The sequence below is a fragment of the Enterococcus sp. HMSC072F02 genome, from assembly GCF_001837725.1.
GTDB lineage: Bacteria > Bacillota > Bacilli > Lactobacillales > Enterococcaceae > Enterococcus_B > Enterococcus_B lactis.
On sequence record NZ_KV833947.1, the window covers coordinates 12,549 to 31,928 of the forward strand.

Annotated in this window: 18 protein-coding genes and 1 other annotated feature (1 of these 19 cut by a window edge); of the genes, 15 read left to right on the forward strand and 3 right to left on the reverse strand. The window is 39.4% G+C overall.

The window, feature by feature from the left end:
• Positions 1-55 (forward strand) — a binding site (T-box leader); it begins 162 nt to the left of the window's first position.
• Between the two features lie 47 nt (positions 56-102).
• The 5 genes from HMPREF2731_RS05975 (at position 103) to HMPREF2731_RS05995 (ending at position 5,998) form a co-directional block, all read left to right on the forward strand.
• Positions 103-2,748: a valine--tRNA ligase gene (locus HMPREF2731_RS05975; RefSeq protein WP_070872570.1), complete on the forward strand. Its 2,646-nt coding sequence runs from the start codon at positions 103-105 to the stop codon at positions 2,746-2,748.
• Positions 2,749-2,944: 196 nt separating this feature from the next.
• A complete protein-coding gene (locus tag HMPREF2731_RS05980) occupies positions 2,945-4,258 on the forward strand; it encodes a bifunctional folylpolyglutamate synthase/dihydrofolate synthase (protein WP_002320195.1) in 1,314 nt (437 codons plus the stop codon).
• Entirely contained in the window at positions 4,248-4,901 is a 654-nt protein-coding gene (locus HMPREF2731_RS05985) for an HAD family hydrolase (RefSeq protein ID WP_002310216.1), read from the forward strand. The genes HMPREF2731_RS05980 and HMPREF2731_RS05985 overlap by 11 nt, the downstream gene beginning before the upstream one ends.
• A 54-nt stretch (positions 4,902-4,955) precedes the next feature.
• The gene (radC, locus tag HMPREF2731_RS05990; protein WP_002314243.1) at positions 4,956-5,648 is read left to right on the forward strand and encodes a RadC family protein; all 693 of its coding nucleotides are present in this window, start codon (positions 4,956-4,958) and stop codon (positions 5,646-5,648) included.
• Between the two features lie 149 nt (positions 5,649-5,797).
• Positions 5,798-5,998, forward strand: coding sequence for a cold-shock protein (locus HMPREF2731_RS05995; protein ID WP_002294067.1), 201 nt, complete (start codon positions 5,798-5,800; stop codon positions 5,996-5,998).
• Between the two features lie 256 nt (positions 5,999-6,254).
• Here the strand turns inward: HMPREF2731_RS05995 and rnjA are convergent, their stop codons facing one another.
• Together rnjA and HMPREF2731_RS06005 are read right to left on the reverse strand one after the other, a co-directional pair.
• Positions 6,255-7,934 (reverse strand): ribonuclease J1, encoded by a 1,680-nt coding sequence (gene rnjA, locus HMPREF2731_RS06000; protein WP_002310218.1) that lies wholly within the window; start codon positions 7,932-7,934, stop codon positions 6,255-6,257.
• A gap of 1 nt (position 7,935) precedes the next feature.
• The gene (locus HMPREF2731_RS06005) at positions 7,936-8,148 is read right to left on the reverse strand and encodes a DNA-directed RNA polymerase subunit epsilon (protein ID WP_002287947.1); all 213 of its coding nucleotides are present in this window, start codon (positions 8,146-8,148) and stop codon (positions 7,936-7,938) included.
• Positions 8,149-8,540: 392 nt separating this feature from the next.
• On the opposite strand from HMPREF2731_RS06005, the gene efrA reads away from it, so the two are divergent.
• From efrA to HMPREF2731_RS06025, 4 genes are all read left to right on the forward strand, one after another.
• Positions 8,541-10,271 (forward strand): multidrug efflux ABC transporter subunit EfrA, encoded by a 1,731-nt coding sequence (gene efrA, locus HMPREF2731_RS06010; RefSeq protein WP_002314241.1) that lies wholly within the window; start codon positions 8,541-8,543, stop codon positions 10,269-10,271.
• Positions 10,268-12,028 (forward strand): multidrug efflux ABC transporter subunit EfrB, encoded by a 1,761-nt coding sequence (gene efrB / locus HMPREF2731_RS06015; RefSeq protein WP_070872572.1) that lies wholly within the window; start codon positions 10,268-10,270, stop codon positions 12,026-12,028. Before efrA ends, efrB begins: the two co-directional genes overlap by 4 nt.
• Before the next feature lie 94 nt (positions 12,029-12,122).
• Positions 12,123-12,320 (forward strand): hypothetical protein, encoded by a 198-nt coding sequence (locus HMPREF2731_RS06020; RefSeq protein ID WP_002310222.1) that lies wholly within the window; start codon positions 12,123-12,125, stop codon positions 12,318-12,320.
• Positions 12,321-12,469: 149 nt separating this feature from the next.
• Positions 12,470-12,955 carry a gamma carbonic anhydrase family protein gene (locus HMPREF2731_RS06025; RefSeq protein ID WP_002310223.1) on the forward strand — a complete coding sequence of 162 codons (486 nt, stop codon included), beginning with the start codon at positions 12,470-12,472 and terminating at the stop codon, positions 12,953-12,955.
• Positions 12,956-13,059: 104 nt separating this feature from the next.
• Here HMPREF2731_RS06025 and clpP read toward each other — a convergent pair whose 3' ends face one another.
• A complete protein-coding gene (gene clpP, locus HMPREF2731_RS06030) occupies positions 13,060-13,653 on the reverse strand; it encodes an ATP-dependent Clp endopeptidase proteolytic subunit ClpP (RefSeq protein ID WP_002289402.1) in 594 nt (197 codons plus the stop codon).
• A 179-nt stretch (positions 13,654-13,832) separates the two neighbouring features.
• On the opposite strand from clpP, the gene HMPREF2731_RS06035 reads away from it, so the two are divergent.
• From HMPREF2731_RS06035 to glnA, 6 genes are all read left to right on the forward strand, one after another.
• The gene (locus HMPREF2731_RS06035) at positions 13,833-14,360 is read left to right on the forward strand and encodes a CAP domain-containing protein (RefSeq protein WP_002289403.1); all 528 of its coding nucleotides are present in this window, start codon (positions 13,833-13,835) and stop codon (positions 14,358-14,360) included.
• A 90-nt stretch (positions 14,361-14,450) separates the two neighbouring features.
• Positions 14,451-15,188 carry a glycerophosphodiester phosphodiesterase gene (locus HMPREF2731_RS06040; RefSeq protein ID WP_002290344.1) on the forward strand — a complete coding sequence of 246 codons (738 nt, stop codon included), beginning with the start codon at positions 14,451-14,453 and terminating at the stop codon, positions 15,186-15,188.
• A gap of 3 nt (positions 15,189-15,191) precedes the next feature.
• Entirely contained in the window at positions 15,192-16,109 is a 918-nt protein-coding gene (gene miaA, locus HMPREF2731_RS06045; RefSeq protein ID WP_002310224.1) for a tRNA (adenosine(37)-N6)-dimethylallyltransferase MiaA, read from the forward strand.
• A gap of 1 nt (position 16,110) precedes the next feature.
• Complete coding sequence (hflX, locus tag HMPREF2731_RS06050) at positions 16,111-17,340, forward strand: GTPase HflX (protein WP_002310225.1); 1,230 nt, start codon at positions 16,111-16,113, stop codon at positions 17,338-17,340.
• Positions 17,341-17,568: 228 nt separating this feature from the next.
• Complete coding sequence (locus tag HMPREF2731_RS06055; protein ID WP_002290339.1) at positions 17,569-17,961, forward strand: MerR family transcriptional regulator; 393 nt, start codon at positions 17,569-17,571, stop codon at positions 17,959-17,961.
• Between the two features lie 27 nt (positions 17,962-17,988).
• Entirely contained in the window at positions 17,989-19,329 is a 1,341-nt protein-coding gene (gene glnA, locus HMPREF2731_RS06060; protein ID WP_002287001.1) for a type I glutamate--ammonia ligase, read from the forward strand.
• The last annotated feature ends 51 nt before the right edge of the window (positions 19,330-19,380 follow it).

Genomic DNA, 19,380 nt, shown 5'->3' on the forward strand with positions numbered 1-19,380 from the left:
ATAATGATTGATTATTGCAATTTAGGTGGTACCGCGTAAATCATACGTCCTAAAATACGAAAGTATTTTAGGACGTTTTTTAGTTTAAAGGAGGAAAACAGCATGACGGAAGAAAATAATCTATCAACAAAATATAACCCGCAAGAAGTTGAAGCTGGACGTTATCAGCATTGGTTAGAACAAGATTTGTTTAAACCGAGTGGAGATAAAAAAGCAAAACCTTATTCAATCGTGATCCCACCCCCAAATGTTACCGGAAAACTTCATTTAGGGCATGCTTGGGATACGACCTTGCAAGATATGCTGATTCGTCAAAAGAGAATGCAAGGATATGATACTTTATGGTTGCCTGGTATGGACCATGCAGGAATCGCGACACAAGCAAAGGTAGAAGCAAAGCTTAGAGAGCAAGGAATTTCTCGCTATGATCTAGGTCGTGAAAAGTTCATCGATCAAGTGTGGGAATGGAAAGAAGAGTATGCAAGTCATATCCGTGAACAGTGGGCTAAAATGGGATTATCTTTAGCTTACAGCAGAGAACGTTTTACATTAGATGACGGATTATCTGAAGCAGTACGTAAAGTTTTTGTTACCTTATATGAAAAAGGGTTGATCTATCGCGGTGAATACATCATCAATTGGGACCCTCAAGCACGAACAGCTCTATCTGATATCGAAGTTATTCATAAAGACATTGAAGGCGCCTTTTACCATATGAGCTATGAACTGGCAGATGGATCAGGCGTAGTAGAAATTGCGACGACCCGGCCAGAAACGATGTTGGGAGATACGGCGATTGCTGTTCACCCAGAAGACGAGCGTTATCAAGCGCTGATTGGCAAAAAAGTGATTCTACCTTTAGTCAATAAAGAAATCCCAATCATTGCAGATAAATATGTAGATATGGAGTTTGGGACAGGTGTAGTAAAAATCACTCCAGCACATGATCCAAACGACTTTGAGGTAGGTAATCGTCATGATCTTCCACGAGTGAATGTGATGGATGATGATGGTACAATGAATGAACTAGCAGGAAAGTATGCTGGAATGGATCGTTTTGCTGCTCGTAAAGCAATCGTGCAAGATCTAAAAGAAATCGGCCGATTGATCAAAATCGATACGATGGTCCATAGTGTGGGACATTCCGAGCGGACAGGTGTCGTTGTCGAACCTCGATTGTCTACTCAATGGTTTGTAAAAATGGCGCCGTTAGCAAAAAAAGCCATTGATAACCAAGAAACAGATCAAGCAGTGGAATTCTTCCCTCCAAGATTCAATCAAACATTTTTACGTTGGATGGAAAATGTCCATGACTGGGTAATTTCACGACAATTATGGTGGGGACATCAAATCCCTGCATGGTATCACAAAGAAACAGGCGAAATGTATGTAGGAATGGAAGCACCAGCTGATAGTGAAAACTGGGTCCAAGATCCGGATGTTTTAGACACTTGGTTTAGTTCAGCATTGTGGCCTTTTTCAACGATGGGCTGGCCAGACACGGAAAGCGAAGATTATAAGCGGTACTTCCCTACTAGCACCTTAGTAACTGGTTATGACATCATTTTCTTCTGGGTAAGCCGAATGATCTTCCAAAGTTTGGAATTTACTGGCGAACGACCATTTGAGAATGTCTTGATCCATGGATTGATTCGTGACGAACAAGGGCGGAAGATGAGTAAATCATTAGGTAATGGGATCGATCCGATGGAAGTAATCGAAAAGTATGGAGCAGATGCTCTTCGTTGGTTCTTATCGAATGGTTCTGCACCAGGACAAGATGTTCGCTTCAGCTATGAAAAAATGGATGCTTCATGGAACTTTATCAATAAAATCTGGAATGCTTCACGTTTCGTTATCATGAATATCGAAGGAATGACCGTAGAAGAGATCGATTTATCTGGAGAAAAATCAGTGGCTGACCGTTGGATTCTTACTCGTTTGAACGAAACAGTCGCACGTGTAACTGAATTATTTGATCGTTTTGAATTTGGTGAAGCCGGTAGACAACTGTATAACTTTATCTGGGATGATTTTTGTGACTGGTATATCGAAATGAGCAAAGAAGTACTTTATGGAGATGATGCTGTTTCAAAACAAACAACACGTAGTATCCTAGTCCATACCTTGGATCAGATTTTGCGTTTGTTGCATCCAATCATGCCATTTGTCACAGAAGAAATATGGGAACATATTCCTCATCAAGGAAATTCTCTAGTAGTAGCAGAATATCCTGTGGTACGTCCAGAGTTTGACGATGAAACTGCTTCTAAAGGAATGGAAGTATTGAAGGAATTGATTCGAGCCGTTCGAAATATTCGTTCAGAAGTGAATACACCATTGTCTAAACCAATTACGCTATTAATCAAAACAAACGATGCTAAAATCGATCAATTTTTAGTTGAAAATACAAGCTACATCGAACGCTTCTGCAACCCAGAAGAGTTGACGATATCAAGTGAGATCACTGCACCAGATCTAGCGATGTCAGCTGTTCTGACAGGTGCAGAAATCTTCTTGCCGTTAGCAGGATTAATCAATATCGAAGAGGAAATCAAACGATTAGAAAAAGAACTGGAAAAATGGACAAGCGAAGTGAAACGTGTCCAAGTAAAACTTTCTAATGAACGGTTTGTTTCTAATGCGCCGGAAGAAGTAGTAGAGGCAGAACGTGCAAAAGAAAAAGATTATTTAGAGAAGCAAACGGCTGTCAAAGAACGAATCGAAAGTTTGCGTACTATTCAATAAAAGCGGGGAATACCACTTATTCCGAATAAGGGGATGTGACATGATTATTGTCGCATCCTCTTTTTTAGTCTACTCTGATTACTTAGAAAAAAGAGCGATTTATCATGTATCCGGAGCAGATTTTTTTCTCTATCGTCCTTTTATTTTTCTTATGTCTTCTATTTGTTATAATAAAAGAGAAATGGGGGAATTGTTGATGACGATTGAAGAAGCAATAGAATGGATCCATAGTCGATTACCATTTGGTTCACGTCCTGGTCTTGACCGAGTCGAAGCTTTATTAGAAGTGGTAGGTCATCCGGAGAGGAAAGTAAAAACGATCCATATCGCTGGAACAAACGGAAAAGGGTCTACTGTAGCCTATTTGAGAAGCCTATTAGAAGAAGCTGGTCTGATAGTTGGAACGTTTACTTCACCTTATATCGAAACGTTCAATGAACGGATTGCAATCAATGGCAAAAGTATCCCAGACAATGACTTGATCCAGCTTGTAAAAAAATATCAGCCGCTGATCAAACAACTTGATCAATTTGAAGCAGTAGCTGGTATCACTGAATTTGAGACATTAACAGCAATGGCATTTGATTATTTTTTGATGAAGAAAGTAGACGTAGCGATTATTGAAGTGGGCTTAGGTGGCTTATTGGATTCTACCAATGTAGCTGTACCGATGCTAACTGGAATAACAACGATTGGGCTTGATCATACCGAGATACTTGGAGAGACGATTGGAGAAATCGCTGCGCAAAAAGCAGGAATCATCAAACAAGGCGTTCCAGTTGTCACAGGAAACATCGGCCCAGAAGCTTTTAATGTCATCAAACAAACAGCTAAAGAAAAAAATGCGATGCTTTATGTATACGGGGAAAATTATAAAATAAACTATCTGCATCCTGATGAGACTTGGGGAGAAGTATTTGAATTCTTTAATGAAGCAGGGAAAATCCCTCAACTAACCACGCCGCTTTTAGGGCAACATCAAGCTGAAAATGCAGGAGTAGCCATCGAATTGTATTTTGTTTACTGTCAATTGGAAAAGCTGCCTTTCCGAGAAAAAGATGTTTTGAAGGGGTTGAAGAAATCTCGATGGCCAGGAAGAATGGAGCGTTTGAGTAACGAGCCATTAGTTGTTTTAGATGGTGCCCATAATACGCATGCAATGAACCGGCTTGTTGAGAATTTGAAAAAAGAATTCAAAGGATATCAAATCAACATTTTGTTTTCCGCCTTACGGACTAAAAATGTTAGAGAAATGCTAGAACGATTGCAGCAAGTACCAAATGTCCATATTTATTTGACAACCTTTGAACATCCAAAAGCCATCGAATTAAGTGAAGTATCAGATTTAGCAAGTGAAAGAGTATCAATTGTTTCATTGTGGCAATTCGGATTAGCAGATATATTGGAAAAGATGACAAATGAAGATGTATTAGTTGTGACCGGTTCGCTTTATTTCATTTCAGAAGTTCGTCATTTATTAATACAATTAGGAGGAGACCATGAAGTATAATGCAGTGATTTTTGATATGGATGGTTTATTGTTTGACACAGAGTTAGTATATTACGAGGCTTCACAAGTAGTAGCAGATAGGATGGGTTTTCCATATGATAAAGACCTGTATTTAAAATTCTTAGGTGTTTCCGATGAAGAAGTGTGGGCGAATTATCATATGATTTTTGCGGAATTCGGCAAAACAAGCGTACAAAGATTTATAGATGATTCATACCAGGAAACGCTTGAGCGCTTTTCACAAGGAGCTGTACAAATGAAGCCAGGGGTGTTGGAACTCCTCTCTTTTTTAGAAGAACATCAGATTCCCAAAGTTGTCGCTTCCAGTAACCAACGAGCTGTCATTGAACTTTTATTGAAGAAGAACAATCTGTTTGAACGATTTGAGACGATTATTTCCGCAGAGAATGTCCAACGAGCAAAACCAGATCCGGAAATTTTTTTATTAGCCAATCAGAAATTAGGTACAGCTAAGAAAGAAACATTGATTTTAGAAGATTCACAAAATGGTATTTTAGCAGCTTCTGCGGCTGAGATCCCTGTAGTCATGGTGCCAGATTTGCTTCCGCCTTCCCAAGAATTGATCAAAAAAACGGCTGGGGTCGTTTCTTCTTTGCATGAAATCCCTGCATTGATAAAATAAAAATCCATCTCTTTTCGTATCTTATTTTAGAAAAGATAGAAAGGAGATGTTTTTTTGGAAAAACGATTGATGAAAGAAGTACCAACTAGCTCTTTACCAAGAGAACGTATGGAAATTTATGGAGCTGAAGCTTTATCGGATCAGGAGCTTTTAGCCATTTTACTGCGTACTGGTCAACACCCTCATAGTGTGATGTCGATTGCTGGCAATCTGTTAAAAACGTTTGGTGGATTGGCTTCTTTACGACAGGCGACTTTGCATGAGTTAGAAGAGATTCGAGGGATAGGACGTGTGAAAGCAATCGAAATCAAAGCCTTGATCGAGTTAGGCCGCCGCATTCAGACGGACCAAGAAAGAGCAGCTCCGGCCATTCGTACTAGCCATGAACTGGCACAACAATTGATTCTGGAAATGAAAGATTACAAACAGGAACATTTGATTTGTATTTATTTGGACACGAAGAATCAAGTGATCTTAAAAAAGACAGTGTTCATCGGTTCGCTGAATCAGTCAGTCGCTCATCCTAGAGAAATATTTCATTATGCTGTACGTTATTGCGCGGCAAGAATCGTTTTAGCACATAATCATCCGTCTGGTAATGTTATTCCATCACAACAGGATATGAATTTTACTAAAAGGATACAAAAGTGTGGAGAAATGATGGGTATCACTGTACTGGATCATTTGATCATCGGACGTAAACGATATTTTAGTTTGAGAGAAGAAGGATTAATGGAAGAGAAGTAAGTTGCTTTCTTGCAAAAAAAATGAAGCAAGTGTACAATTATATTGTAATTTTGTTTGGGAATAGAAGTTGAAACATCTGTTGCACCTCTATCGTACACGAGCAATGTTACAATTTAAATAAGTGCTTTTGGCACGAGGAGGATATTATTATGGAAAACGGAACAGTAAAATGGTTCAACGCTGAAAAAGGATTTGGATTTATCTCACGTGAAGATGGAAGCGACGTATTCGTTCACTTCTCTGCTATCCAAGGTGACGGATTCAAAACATTAGAAGAAGGTCAAGCAGTGACTTTCGACGTTGAAGAATCAGACCGTGGCCCACAAGCTGCAAACGTTGTAAAAGCTTAATTTTATCTGTAAATCAAATTGATGGTAGGCATCAATTTTTACGAGAGAACAAAGCGAGTAACAAAAATACCTGCCACAAGAGGAAATTTCTCTTGTGGCAGGTATTTTTGTATGAAAAAGTAAATAAATTTTAAGAGGTTGTGAAAAAGCTGCCCTGTATCAAGCAATAAGAACAGCCAAATAAAAACAACTTGTCCTGTTTTCCGTTTGGTTTCTCTTATACTCAGGTCAGGGCACTAATTTCACAACCTCTTACTTATTCTTCATCTGGTGTCATGACCATCGGTAAAATCATTGGATGCCTTTCTGTACGTTCGAATAAGAATGGCTGAAGCGCGCCAGTCATCGCTTCTTTCAATTTATATTCTGAACAGTCAGGTCCATTTAAACATTCTCTTAAAGCATGGAATAAGATTCGCTGAGCTTCATTGATCATTTCTCCTGATTCTCGCATGTAAACAAATCCACGAGAGAGAATATCTGGACCAGCTAAGATTTCTTTTTTCTTGATATCTACTGTTGCAACAGCTAATACAAGACCTTCTTCTGAAAGCAAGTGACGGTCACGTAAAACGACATTACCGATATCACCGATTCCGCTACCATCGATATACACATCTCCAGCCACAAAATGCCCAGCAGGACGTGCAGAATCGCTAGTTAACGCTAAAACATCGCCATTTTCCATGATGAAGCAGTTTTCTGCAGGAACACCTACATCTTGTGCTAGAGAAGCATGGACTTTCAGCATGCGGAATTCTCCATGGACAGGGATAAAATATTTTGGTTTCATCAAGCGAAGCATCAATTTTTGTTCTTCTTGTCCACCGTGACCAGAAGTATGGATGTTATTGATTTTTCCATGGATTACTTCTGCGCCAGCTTCAGACAGCAAGTTGATCAAATGATTGACACTTGTCGTATTACCAGGGATAGGTGAACTTGAAAAGATCACTGTATCGTCTGGCTGGATTTGGATTTGACGGTGGGTACCATTTGCAATACGGCTCAAAGCGGCCATCGCTTCCCCTTGAGAACCTGTACATAGGATCATCGTTTCGTTAGCAGGCAAGCGATTGATTTCATGTGCATCTACAAATGTGCCGTCTGGAACTTTGATATATCCTAAACGTTGGCCATTGACAATGGCATTTTCCATGCTACGTCCGAAAACAGCGATTTTACGACCAGTCGCCACAGCGGCATCTGCTGCTTGCTGCAAACGGAAGATATTAGAAGCAAAGCTGGCAAAAATAATACGACCTTCGATTTTTGAAAAGATCTTCAAGATAGAATGACCAATCGTTTTTTCTGATTTAGTAAATGTTGGAATCTCAGCATTTGTACTATCAGATAAAAGGCACAAGACACCTTCTTCCCCGATACGAGCCATTTTATGCAAGTTTGCTGGTTCGCCAACGGGAGTGAAATCAAACTTGAAGTCTCCAGTCGCTACGATATTACCAGAAGGTGTTTTCACCACGATTCCTAATGCGTCTGGGATACTATGAGTCGTTCTGAAAAAGCTGACAGAAGTTTTTCTAAAACGAATGATCGTATCTTCATTGATTTCATGAAGCTCTGCCTCTCGAAGCAAGCCATGCTCATCTAATTTGTTCGTGATCAACGCTAATGCGAGAGGACCAGCATAGATAGGAATATTTGCTTGTTTTAGCAAGTAGGGTATTCCGCCGATGTGGTCTTCGTGCCCGTGAGTAATCACTAGGGCTTTTACTTTGTGCAAGTTTTGTATGATGTAGCTGTAGTCGGGAATGACATAGTCAATTCCAAGTAGATCGTCTTCCGGGAACTTGATCCCGGCATCAATCAAAATGATTTCATCTTGGAATTGTACCCCATACGTATTTTTCCCGATTTCACCTAATCCACCAATAGCAAAGACGCCTGTCTCATTATTTTTGATGGAAAGTTTCATATTAAAACTCCACTAATGAGAAATCAGCATTTTCTTTTTCGTATTCTAGATGACTTCCTTCTAGAAGTTGAACGAATTCAATATTGTATGGGGTATTTTCTTCCACACGTTGGCGAGCGTCTACATCGCTTTTTGCCTCAATGTAAAGAGATTTTGTTTCTTCCCGTTTAGGGTTACGTACTTTTGTTTCTTGATAATAAACTTTATAGATCATTGTTTTGTCTCCTTTATCTGCGTAAAGCAGTGATTTAGCTAGTTGATTTTTTTAGACAACACAAAACGAGGGGACAAGCCACCTAGTTTTTCATATGCTTTGACTAGAATACTGGATTCGAGTCAAAGAGACAAGCCTCGTTTTTGCTCATCTGTTCGGATATTTTTTCAACCGTACCTTCTGTATAAAAAATATACAACAATTAATTGTTATTCTAGCATAAAACAGCAAATAAGTATAGAAATCAACTAGATTGAAAGAAAAAATCAACGTTTATCATTTTACTATAATTATAATGACTTTTTTATGAGAGAAGTGTTCTATTAATAGGTTCGTTGTGCTATCATTTTTAGTAATGAAAATGTAACAAAAGATTAAAAGGAGATGAGAAAGTGAAACTAATGTGGCATTATACTATGCGTTATAAGAAATTCTTGTTTTTCAATTTCATATGCGTATTCGGTTTTATTTTGATTGAATTAGGACTTCCTACGATTTTAGCACGTATGATTGATGTAGGAATCCGCAATGATGATTTTGATTATGTGAAACAGCAAGGGATATTTATGATCGTTATTACCGTAATCGGTATTATTTTGAATATCTTGTTAGGTTATTTTGGTTCGAGGATCACGACCAATATCGTAGCAGATATTCGAGATGATTTGTTCGAAAAGATCCAAAGCTATTCGCATCAGGAGTACGAAAATTTAGGCGTATCTTCCTTGATTACTCGTACAACAAATGATGCTTATCAGATCATGTTGTTCCTGCAAAATATTTTGCGTATCGGTTTCATGGCGCCGATGATGTTCGTTGTCAGTTTGTACATGGTCATGCGTACAAGTGTGACACTCAGCTTGTATGTAGTAGGCGCATTGCCTTTGCTATTATTGGCGGTCGTAGCGATTGCTAAGGTGTCTGAGCCGTTATCTAAAAAACAACAAAAAAACTTAGATAAAATCAATAGTATCTTGCGGGAAAACCTTTCAGGATTGCGTGTGATTCGTGCATTCGTCAATGAAAAGTTTGAAGAAAAACGCTTTGCTGTAGTCAACGAGAATTATGCTGCTAGTTCGAAAAGCTTGTTCCGTTTGATGGCTGTTGCACAACCAGGTTTTTATTTCTTATTTAATATCGTGATGGTATTGATCATTTGGAGCGGGGCAGTGCAAATCGATGCTGGCGAACTTCGGGTAGGAGATTTGATTGCATTTATCGAGTATATATTCCATGCCTTATTCTCATTCATGTTATTTGCCAGTGTGTTCATGATGTATCCAAGAGCAGCCGTTTCAGCTGGACGTATCCAAGAGGCACTAGATGCCAAACCTTCGATTGTAGAAGATCCAAATGGTATATCGGATACGAAGACTAAAGGGTATATCGAATTTCAAAATGTAACATTTGCTTATCCAGGCCATTCGCAAGAGCCAGTGATTCGAAATGTCAGTTTTACAGCCTCTCCAGGAGAAACCGTTGCTTTTATTGGAAGTACCGGTAGCGGAAAATCTACGTTGATTCAATTGATTCCTCGCTTTTATGATGTGAGTGAAGGAAAGATCTTGGTCGATGGAGTAGACGTGAGAGATTATCGGTTAAGCAAGTTGCGAGATAAGATTGGGTTTATTCCGCAAAAAGCGCTGCTATTTACTGGAACGATTGCCGATAATTTGCGATACGGGAAAGAAGATGCCACACAAGAAGAAATGGAACGTGCAGCTGAGATTGCTCAAGCTTCAGAATTCATTTCTCGAAAACCAGATGGATTTGACGAACATTTATCAGAAGGTGGTTCCAATTTTTCAGGTGGACAAAAACAACGATTGGCAATAGCCAGAGCCATCATACGCCGTCCGGAAATATATATTTTTGATGACAGCTTTTCTGCATTAGATTATCAAACGGATGCGAAGTTACGTGCTCGTCTGAAAAAAGAAACAACAGAGTCTACTGTGTTGATCGTAGCACAACGTGTGGGAACGATCATGCATGCAGATAAGATCATCGTATTAAATGAAGGAGAAGTCGTCGGTATGGGGACACATCGGGAGTTGTTGGAAAAATGCCCGATTTATTATGATATTGCCGCTTCTCAATTATCAAAGGAGGAACTAGCATGAAAAAAACCTTTTCTTCCTTAAAACGTTTAGCTCGATATATCAGACCGTATCGTGGGACATTTCTTCTAGTGATCCTATTTACAGTTCTGACAGTGGCTTTCAACGTGGCTTTGCCATATGTTACAGGACTTCCTACTACAGAAATCAGTCGTAATATTGCCAATGGCGAATCAATCAATTTTTCTTATATATTCAAATGTCTTATTTGGATCACAGTGGTCGGAATAGGGTATTGTATTTCGCAATTGCTTTCTGGGGTTTTGATGACAAATGTCGTTCAAAGTGCCATGCATGATTTGCGAAGAGACATAGAAGAAAAAATCAATCGCCTTCCGGTTTCTTATTTCGATAAAAACCAACAAGGAAATATTTTGTCTCGTGTGACGAATGATGTAGATGCAGTCAGCGGTGCTTTACAACAAGCTTTTATTGGAATCGTAAATGCGATATTGGGAATTACGTTGGCTGCAGCAATGATGTTTTATATCCAGCCGATGATGGCGCTGATCTCTATGATCATGATTCCAACATCGATCTGGATCTCCAAACGAGTAATCAATGCTTCGCAGAAATATTTTCAAAGCATGCAGAATTCGCTTGGTGAGCTAAACGGCTACGTTCAAGAAAATATGACAGGTTTCAGTGTATTGAAAGTATACGGACGCGAAAAAGAAACATTGGAAGGATTCAAAAAAGTAAATCACAGCTTGAAATACTTTGGGTTCCGCGCAGCGTTCATTTCTGGGTTGATGCTGCCATTAGTTCAACTAACTGCCTATGCTACTTATATTGGTATGGCTGTTCTAGGAAGTTTCTATGTTATTACTGGGGCGATCGTTGTTGGTCAACTTCAGGCATTCATCCAATATATTTGGCAAATCAGCCAGCCGATGGGGAACGTGACCCAATTGTCTTCTGTTTTGCAAAGTGCATCAGCGGCAACAAAACGTGTATTCGAGATTTTAGATGAGCCAGAAGAAAAAGAAAACAAAGTAGATGTTTCACTGCCAGAAACGATTTTAGGAGATGTGACATTCAATCATGTCGATTTTGCGTATGATCCGAAGAAACCATTGATTCAAGATTTGAACTTTGAAGTGAAAGCAGGTCAAACCGTGGCTGTCGTCGGTCCGACCGGTGCCGGCAAGACGACCTTGATCAATCTATTGATGCGTTTTTACGACGTAGACAAAGGAGCTATCAGGATCGACGGGATTGATACCAAATCAATGAGCCGCAGTGACGTCCGTTCGCTATTTGGTATGGTCTTACAAGATGCATGGCTCTATCAAGGAACGATTGCCGATAATATCCGTTTCGGAAAGCTTGATGCGACAGATTATGAAGTAGTAGATGCTGCAAAAACAGCAAACGTAGACCATTTTATCCGGACAATGCCAGATGGATATGAGATGCCCATAAATGCTGAGGGAGACAATGTGTCTTTAGGACAAAAACAGTTACTGACGATTGCCCGAGCAGTGGTTTCAGATCCTAAAATTTTGATTTTGGATGAAGCGACAAGTTCAGTAGACACTCGTTTAGAAGCGTTGATTCAAAAAGCGATGGATCGCGTGATGGAGGGGCGGACAAGTTTTGTCATTGCTCACCGTTTATCGACGATACGCGATGCAGATCTGATTCTAGTGATGGATCAAGGTCAGATCATTGAAAAAGGAACACATGAGAGTTTATTGGCACAAGGCGGATTTTATGAAAAACTGTATAACAGCCAATTTGCTGAGGAAGCAGGATAAATCATAGAAGGGTAAAACAGTTTGAAACTTATTTTTTGTTCTCCTTTCTTGATAATGGTAAAGTAAGGTTATCAAAAAAAGTGAGGGCACGGAGATGGAACAGTTTTTAAATGAAAAAATCACTGAAGCCAAAAGAGAAATTGATCGTTTAACGCACGTCTGTCAGACAAAACCACTTGATTCAGCTGATTTTTTTGAAAATGAGTTTCAAATCGAACGTTTGGCAGCACAAATCGAAGTGTACGAATTAGTTTTGAAGAAAGTAATAGAAGAAAATATAGAGGTACAATAAACAGGTAAAACGTCAGTTTACCAGATAGCGCAAATAGGCATCTGGACTGAGCAGGTTTTACCTGTTTTTTTCTTATAAAATAAATATATGCTATGATACATTTATTCAATAGGATTAGTTTCTACAAAAAACGAAAGGAGAAAATAGAGATGGAACGGTTTATAGCATCAAATGCTACAGTGATTGGTGACGTGACATTGTCAGAAGATGTGACGATCTGGTATCAAGCAGTTTTACGCGGGGACAGTAATTGGATAAAAGTAGGACAAAGAACGAATATCCAAGATGGTACAATCGTCCATGTCGATCATGATGCACCTGTGGATATTGCGGAGAATGTGACGGTAGGACATCAGTGCATGCTACATGGCTGTACAATCGAAAAAGGGGCGCTGATCGGGATGGGAACCACGATATTGAATCATGCGGTTATTGGTGAGAATAGTTTGATTGGTGCTGGATCATTAGTAACAGAAGGAAAAGTTATTCCTCCTAATGTTTTGGCGTTTGGTCGCCCAGCTAAAGTGATCCGACCTTTAACAAAAGAAGAAATCCAAAAAAACAAAGAAAACATCCAGCATTATGTCGAAATAGGTCGGATGCATGCGCAAGGAAAATTCAAGGAGCAAAGATAGGCAGTAGCATCCATAAAAATCAAAAAAGGATGGTCAGTTTGAGCTGGCCATCCTTTTTTATGTGGTTTAGATAAGAAGGCTTAAAAAGCTTCCTTTGAAAAAGATTAATTTAATGAAGAACTGTTTTCCATGACTTCATCAATCAATCCATATGCTTTTGCTTGTTCAGCTGTCATATAGTTGTCACGGTCTGTATCTTTTTCAATCACTTCAAGCGGTTGGCCAGTGCGTTCAGCTAAAATTTTGTTTAAGCGTTCGCGTGTTTGTAAAATATGACGTGCCGCAATTTCGATTTCGGTTGCTTGACCTTGAGCGCCGCCAAGAGGTTGATGGATCATAATCTCAGCATTTGGTAAAGCAAATCGTTTCCCTTTTGTACCAGCTGTCAGCAAGAAGCTTCCCATTGAAGCAGCCATACCCATAACGATTGTTTGGACATCAGCTTTGACAAAGTTCATTGTATCGTAGATAGCCATACCTGCTGTAACTGAACCACCAGGAGAATTGATATAAAGATAGATATCTTTTTCAGAATCTTGAGCATCTAAGAAAAGCAATTGGGCGATGATCGAATTAGCAAGATCATCAGTTACTTGGCCGCTTAACATGATGATACGGTCTTTCAATAAACGTGAGTAGATATCATAAGCTCTTTCGCCTCGTGATGATTGTTCAATGACTGTAGGAATTAAATTCATAATAGAGTTCCTCCTTGGTTTCGTTTAGAAATAGTGTACCATAATTTAGTTTCTAATACCTAAAAAGTAGTATACATTTTTGGTCAAAAAAGGTCAAATAAAAAACTTAGGCAAATTAGTCGCATAAACCTGCTTTATGGTATGATAAGCAGAGAAGCAAAACAAGGAGGAACAACAGATTGATAGTTGGTATTACCGGTCTTATCGGCGTGTTGACGGGTGCTGTAGTTGTCTATATCGGCATGATACTGCAAATGCGTCACTTGGAAAATAAAGAACAGCGTAGACGTGAATTGGAATTGAAAGTCAAAGAAATCGAGACGCTGAACCAATTAAATAAAAAGATCAACGAGATCTTGCAAAAACGGACGACGCTGATGGAAGAATATGTCAGCTTTGATGCATTCGATGATTGTTATATCACGATTGACGATTTTGCATATCTCCAATCATTTTCAGCGCAGAATAGTTTTTATCTGCCAAATTATATTTTAGACGAGCTGTTTAAGAACATCTCCCATCGAAAAGTGATTTTATCTCCAGATGAAACAATGAAGATTGGTGGATATGCTTATAAAGGCGGACGCGTGATTTTAGAGAATTTTACGGATAGTTTGACTGAAATGATCAATGAAAAAAAAGCACAGTTGAAGACTATGACGCGCCAGCCGATTGGTTTCTTCTCGAAAGATGATGTTTGGAGCTGATATTTTGAAGTATTGCCGTTGCACATGAGAGCGTGGCAATGCTTTCTTTTTTTCTTAATGATACAATAGAATTGAACGGAGTGAAGAAAGATGTTACAAATCTATGCTCATCGCGGAAGCAGCGGTACCCACCCAGAAAATACGCTTCCTGCATTTGCAGAAGCTGTACGAGTGGGTGCAGATGGTATCGAACTAGATGTTCATCTAAGCAAAGATGGTTATTTGATCGTTATGCATGATGAAGAAGTGGATCGGACGACTAACGGTAAAGGGCTGATTCGAGAAAAAACATTGGAAGAACTCAAAAAATTGAATGCAGGAGGCAAATTCAGCAAAGAATTTCCAGCAGCTAAAGTCCCTGAATTGAAAGAAGTTTTAGGACTGCTTCTCCAAAAAAATTACCGAGGGATGCTAATGATCGAAATTAAAACTGATCAGTATGAATATCCCGGTATCGAAGAAAAATTAGCCGAAACATTAAAAAGCAGAGATTGGCCTTTTCAACATGCATATTGCAGCTTTCATTTGGCTTCTTTGGAAAAAATCGCGTTATTGGAACCAGAGATACAGCTGGACTTATTGATGAGTACTTCTGATAAAAAGATCCAACTAGCAGCAGAAACCCCTTATATAGAAGGAGTACATCCAAAAAATACTTGGTTGTTCGAACATCCTGTCCAGGCAGCTGATTTTCCAAAAGCAATTCGTGCATGGACGATCAATGATGAAGAAGAAATGGCCAAATGTCAAGAACTCAAAATAGATGGAATAATAACTGATTTTCCGGAGAAAGCTCTTCGGTGGAAACAATCAACGAAAAGTAGGTAAAATATGGAAAAAGTATTAGTGATCGTCGGTCCGACAGCAGTCGGTAAAACAGCGCTAAGTGTGGAACTCGCACAACTATTTAGAGGAGAGATCATCAGCGGTGATTCATTGCAAATCTATAAAAATCTGGATATCGGTACAGCAAAAATCAAAGAAGAAGAGATGAATGATGTTCCGCATCATTTGATTGATGTGATCGAACCTACTCAACATTACTCAGCCGCTGATTTTCAGCGTTCAGGTCGACAATTGATTACTGAGATTGCGAACCGAGAGCATCTACCTATCATAGCTGGTGGCACGGGTCTGTATATCCAATCTCTTCTATACGATTACCAGTTAGGGGCGACAGAAGAAGCGAATCCTGAGATTAGAAAAAAGTATGAAACGTTAGCCGAGACAATTGGTTCCCAAGCGTTATGGAATCAGTTGAAAGAAAAAGATCCGGCAGCTGCTGAGAAAATCCACTGGAACAATCAACGCAAAGTGATAAGAGCTCTGGAAGTTTTGGAGACGACAGGGCATAGTATCACGGCACCTAAAGAAGAGCCAAAGCGATTATATGATTACCTCATGATTGGGTTAGATACGAAGCGTGATATCCTGTATGATCGAATCAATCACAGAGTCGATTTGATGCTAGCAGAAGGCTTGGTAGCAGAAGCACGTAAGGTATATGAGCTTGGAGAAGTCCAAGCCAGTCAAGGGATTGGATATAAAGAATTTTTTCCTTATTTTGAAGGGAAAGAAACATTGGAAGAAGCAACAGAACAAGTCAAACTACATTCGAGAAGATACGCGAAACGTCAGTTAACGTGGTTTCGGAACCGTTTGGATGCACAGTGGTTTGATCTTATAAGTGAGCCAAATCAAAAAAGTCAGATTGAGCAAACAATCAAAAAATGGCTGGAGGCGGAATAAAATGGAAGAAAAAGTAATCATCGTAGGGGTAGAAACCGAAGCAAACCAGCGTTACTTTTCAGAGTCAATGGAAGAGCTAGTTCAGCTGACGAACACCGCATCAGGAGAAGTCGTATTCACAATTACACAGAAGAGACCACAAGTAGATCGGCAAACGATTATCGGGAAAGGGAAATTACAAGAATTAGTTCAAAAAGCAGATGCGCATGAAGCAGATTTGATCATCTTTAATCATGAACTGACTCCGAGACAGAGTCAACTGATTACGGATGCTGTTGGCCTTCCGGTGATTGATCGAGTACAGCTGATCCTAGATATTTTTGCGATGCGTGCTCGTTCGAAAGAAGGAAAGCTGCAAGTTGAACTTGCTCAGTTAGAATATCTTCTGCCTCGTTTAGTGGGGCAAGGGAAAACATTGTCTCGTCTTGGTGGTGGGATTGGAACAAGAGGACCAGGTGAAACAAAGTTAGAAACAGACCGCCGACATATACGGAATAAAATTTTTGCTGTTAAGAAAGAATTGAAAGAAGTAGAAGCCCATCGAGAGCGCAATCGTCAAAAAAGAAAAAACAGTGAGATTTTTCAGATTGGTCTTATAGGCTACACGAATGCTGGAAAATCAACCATCTTGAATTTATTGACACAAGCGGATACTTATTCAAAAGATCAGTTGTTTGCAACGTTAGATCCATTGACTAAAAGATGGCGTTTTGCTGAAGGATTTGAGATTACAGTAACAGATACCGTCGGGTTCATCCAAGATCTGCCTACGCAACTGATCGATGCTTTCCATTCTACGCTAGAAGAAAGTCAGAATATGGATCTTTTGTTGCATGTAGTCGATGCCAGTTCTCCAGATCGCATTTTACAGGAGCAGACTGTACTAAAATTGATGGATGAATTGAATATGAAAGAAATGCCGATACTGACTGTTTACAATAAGGCAGACCAGATTGATCCAGCGATGTTTACGCCCACATTATTCCCTAATGTCTTGATTTCTGCTCAAACGAAAGAAGGGAAGACGGCATTGATCGAAGCAATCAAGCGTCAACTGATGGAACTGATGACACCTTATACACTGTCTGTGCCAAGCAATGAAGGACAGAAATTAAGTGAGTTGAGAAGACAAACGATGGTTTTGGACGAAGCCTACATGGAAGAATCAAACGAGTATGAAGTGAGAGGCTTTGCAAAAAATGATTCAAAATGGTTGAGAAAAAGCAAATAAAATTTTGTTTTTTTACAATAAAAATCACTGAGAAAGAATAGCATAGTACAATGAAAGTAAAAGGTATCTGGTACGAAAATCAACTAGATACCTTTTTTTGCGTTCATGTTTTTTGTTATTTTATAAAAAAATAGAGGTCTCATGTTAGAAAACCTAACATATGCAGTTGACAATATTTTTTTTAATTGGTACACTTTAGCCAACTTATAAAACGAAAGGGGACGTCTGATGGGAGAAAAGGAATTGCGCCGATCTATGTCCGTATTTCCAATTGGTACAGTTATGAAGCTGACTGATTTATCTGCTCGGCAAATTCGCTACTATGAAGAACAAGATTTAGTTCATCCGGAACGAAGTGAAGGAAATCGCCGCATGTATTCGTTGAATGATATCGATATGCTGCTTGAGATCAAAGATTATCTTTCAGACGGGTTAAACATGGCTGGGATCAAACGTGTATACGAAATGGCACAGGCGAAAAAACAAGAAGCAAAAAGCAAGAAGCCGTTGACAGATCATGACGTTCGACAAATTTTTCGTGATGAGATTTTGGCGCAAGGTGGGTTAAGCAAAACAGGTCATTATCAGTCGCAAGGATTGCAAAGACAATTCTTTGACTGAATAAATTAAAAAAGGAAGAGGGATACCATGGTAAAGAAACAGATAACAGGTGAAGAGATCAAACGAATCATTGAGGAAGAAAATGTACGATTTTTACGATTGATGTTCACAGACATCTTAGGTACGATTAAAAATGTAGAAGTTCCAGTGAGCCAGATCGACAAAGTGTTAGAAAACAAAATGATGTTTGACGGTTCTTCGATTGAAGGATTTGTTCGAATTGAAGAAAGCGATATGTATTTGTATCCAGATCTCTCCACTTGGATGATCTTCCCATGGGAAAGTGCTCATGGAAAAGTTGCTCGTTTAATTTGTGATATCTATAATCCAGATGGGACACCATTTGCCGGTGATCCTCGTGGGAATTTGAAACGAGCATTGAAAGACATGCGCGACCTTGGTTTTACCTCTTTCAATTTAGGACCTGAACCAGAATTTTTCTTATTTAAATTAGACGAAGACGGTGGGATCACAACGACCTTGAATGATAAAGGTGGTTATTTTGATTTTGCACCAACAGATTTAGGTGAAAATTGCCGCCGTGACATCGTGTTGGAATTAGAAAGCTTAGGCTTTGAAGTAGAAGCTTCACATCATGAAGTAGCGCCAGGACAGCATGAAATTGACTTTAAATATGCGGATGTAGTAGATGCTTGTGATAATATCCAAACCTTCAAGCTCGTTGTCAAAACGATTGCACGCAAGCACGGACTTCACGCAACTTTCATGCCGAAACCGTTATTTGGAATCAATGGTTCTGGTATGCATTGCAATATGTCTTTATTCAATGATGAAGGAAATGTCTTCTATGATAAAGACGGTGAATTGGAACTAAGTGAAACAGCGTATCATTTCTTAGGCGGTTTGCTGAAACATGCTCGTGCCTATACAGCCGTTTGCAATCCAACAGTCAATTCTTATAAACGTCTCGTTCCAGGTTATGAAGCGCCTGTTTATGTCGCATGGAGCGGTCGTAATCGTTCGCCATTAGTACGTGTACCAGAATCTCGCGGTTTGTCCACACGTCTGGAATTGCGTTCAGTTGATCCATCTGCAAACCCATACTTGGCAATGGCAGTATTATTGCAAGCAGGACTAGACGGTATCCGTAATCAGATCACACCGCCAGCCGCTGTTGACCGTAACATTTATGTCATGGATGAGGAAGAAAGAGAAGCTGCACATATCCAAGACTTACCTTCAACTATCCATAATGCTATCAAGGAATTACGTAAGGATAATGTAATGATTGATGCATTAGGACAACATATCTTCTCAAATTTTGTTGAAGCAAAACGTCTCGAATGGGCGGCATTCAGACAAACTGTTTCCGAGTGGGAAAGAGAACAATATCTAGAACTTTATTAAAAGAGGAATGCCGTGAATTAGAGGTTGTGAAATCAGCGGTTTGACCTGAGT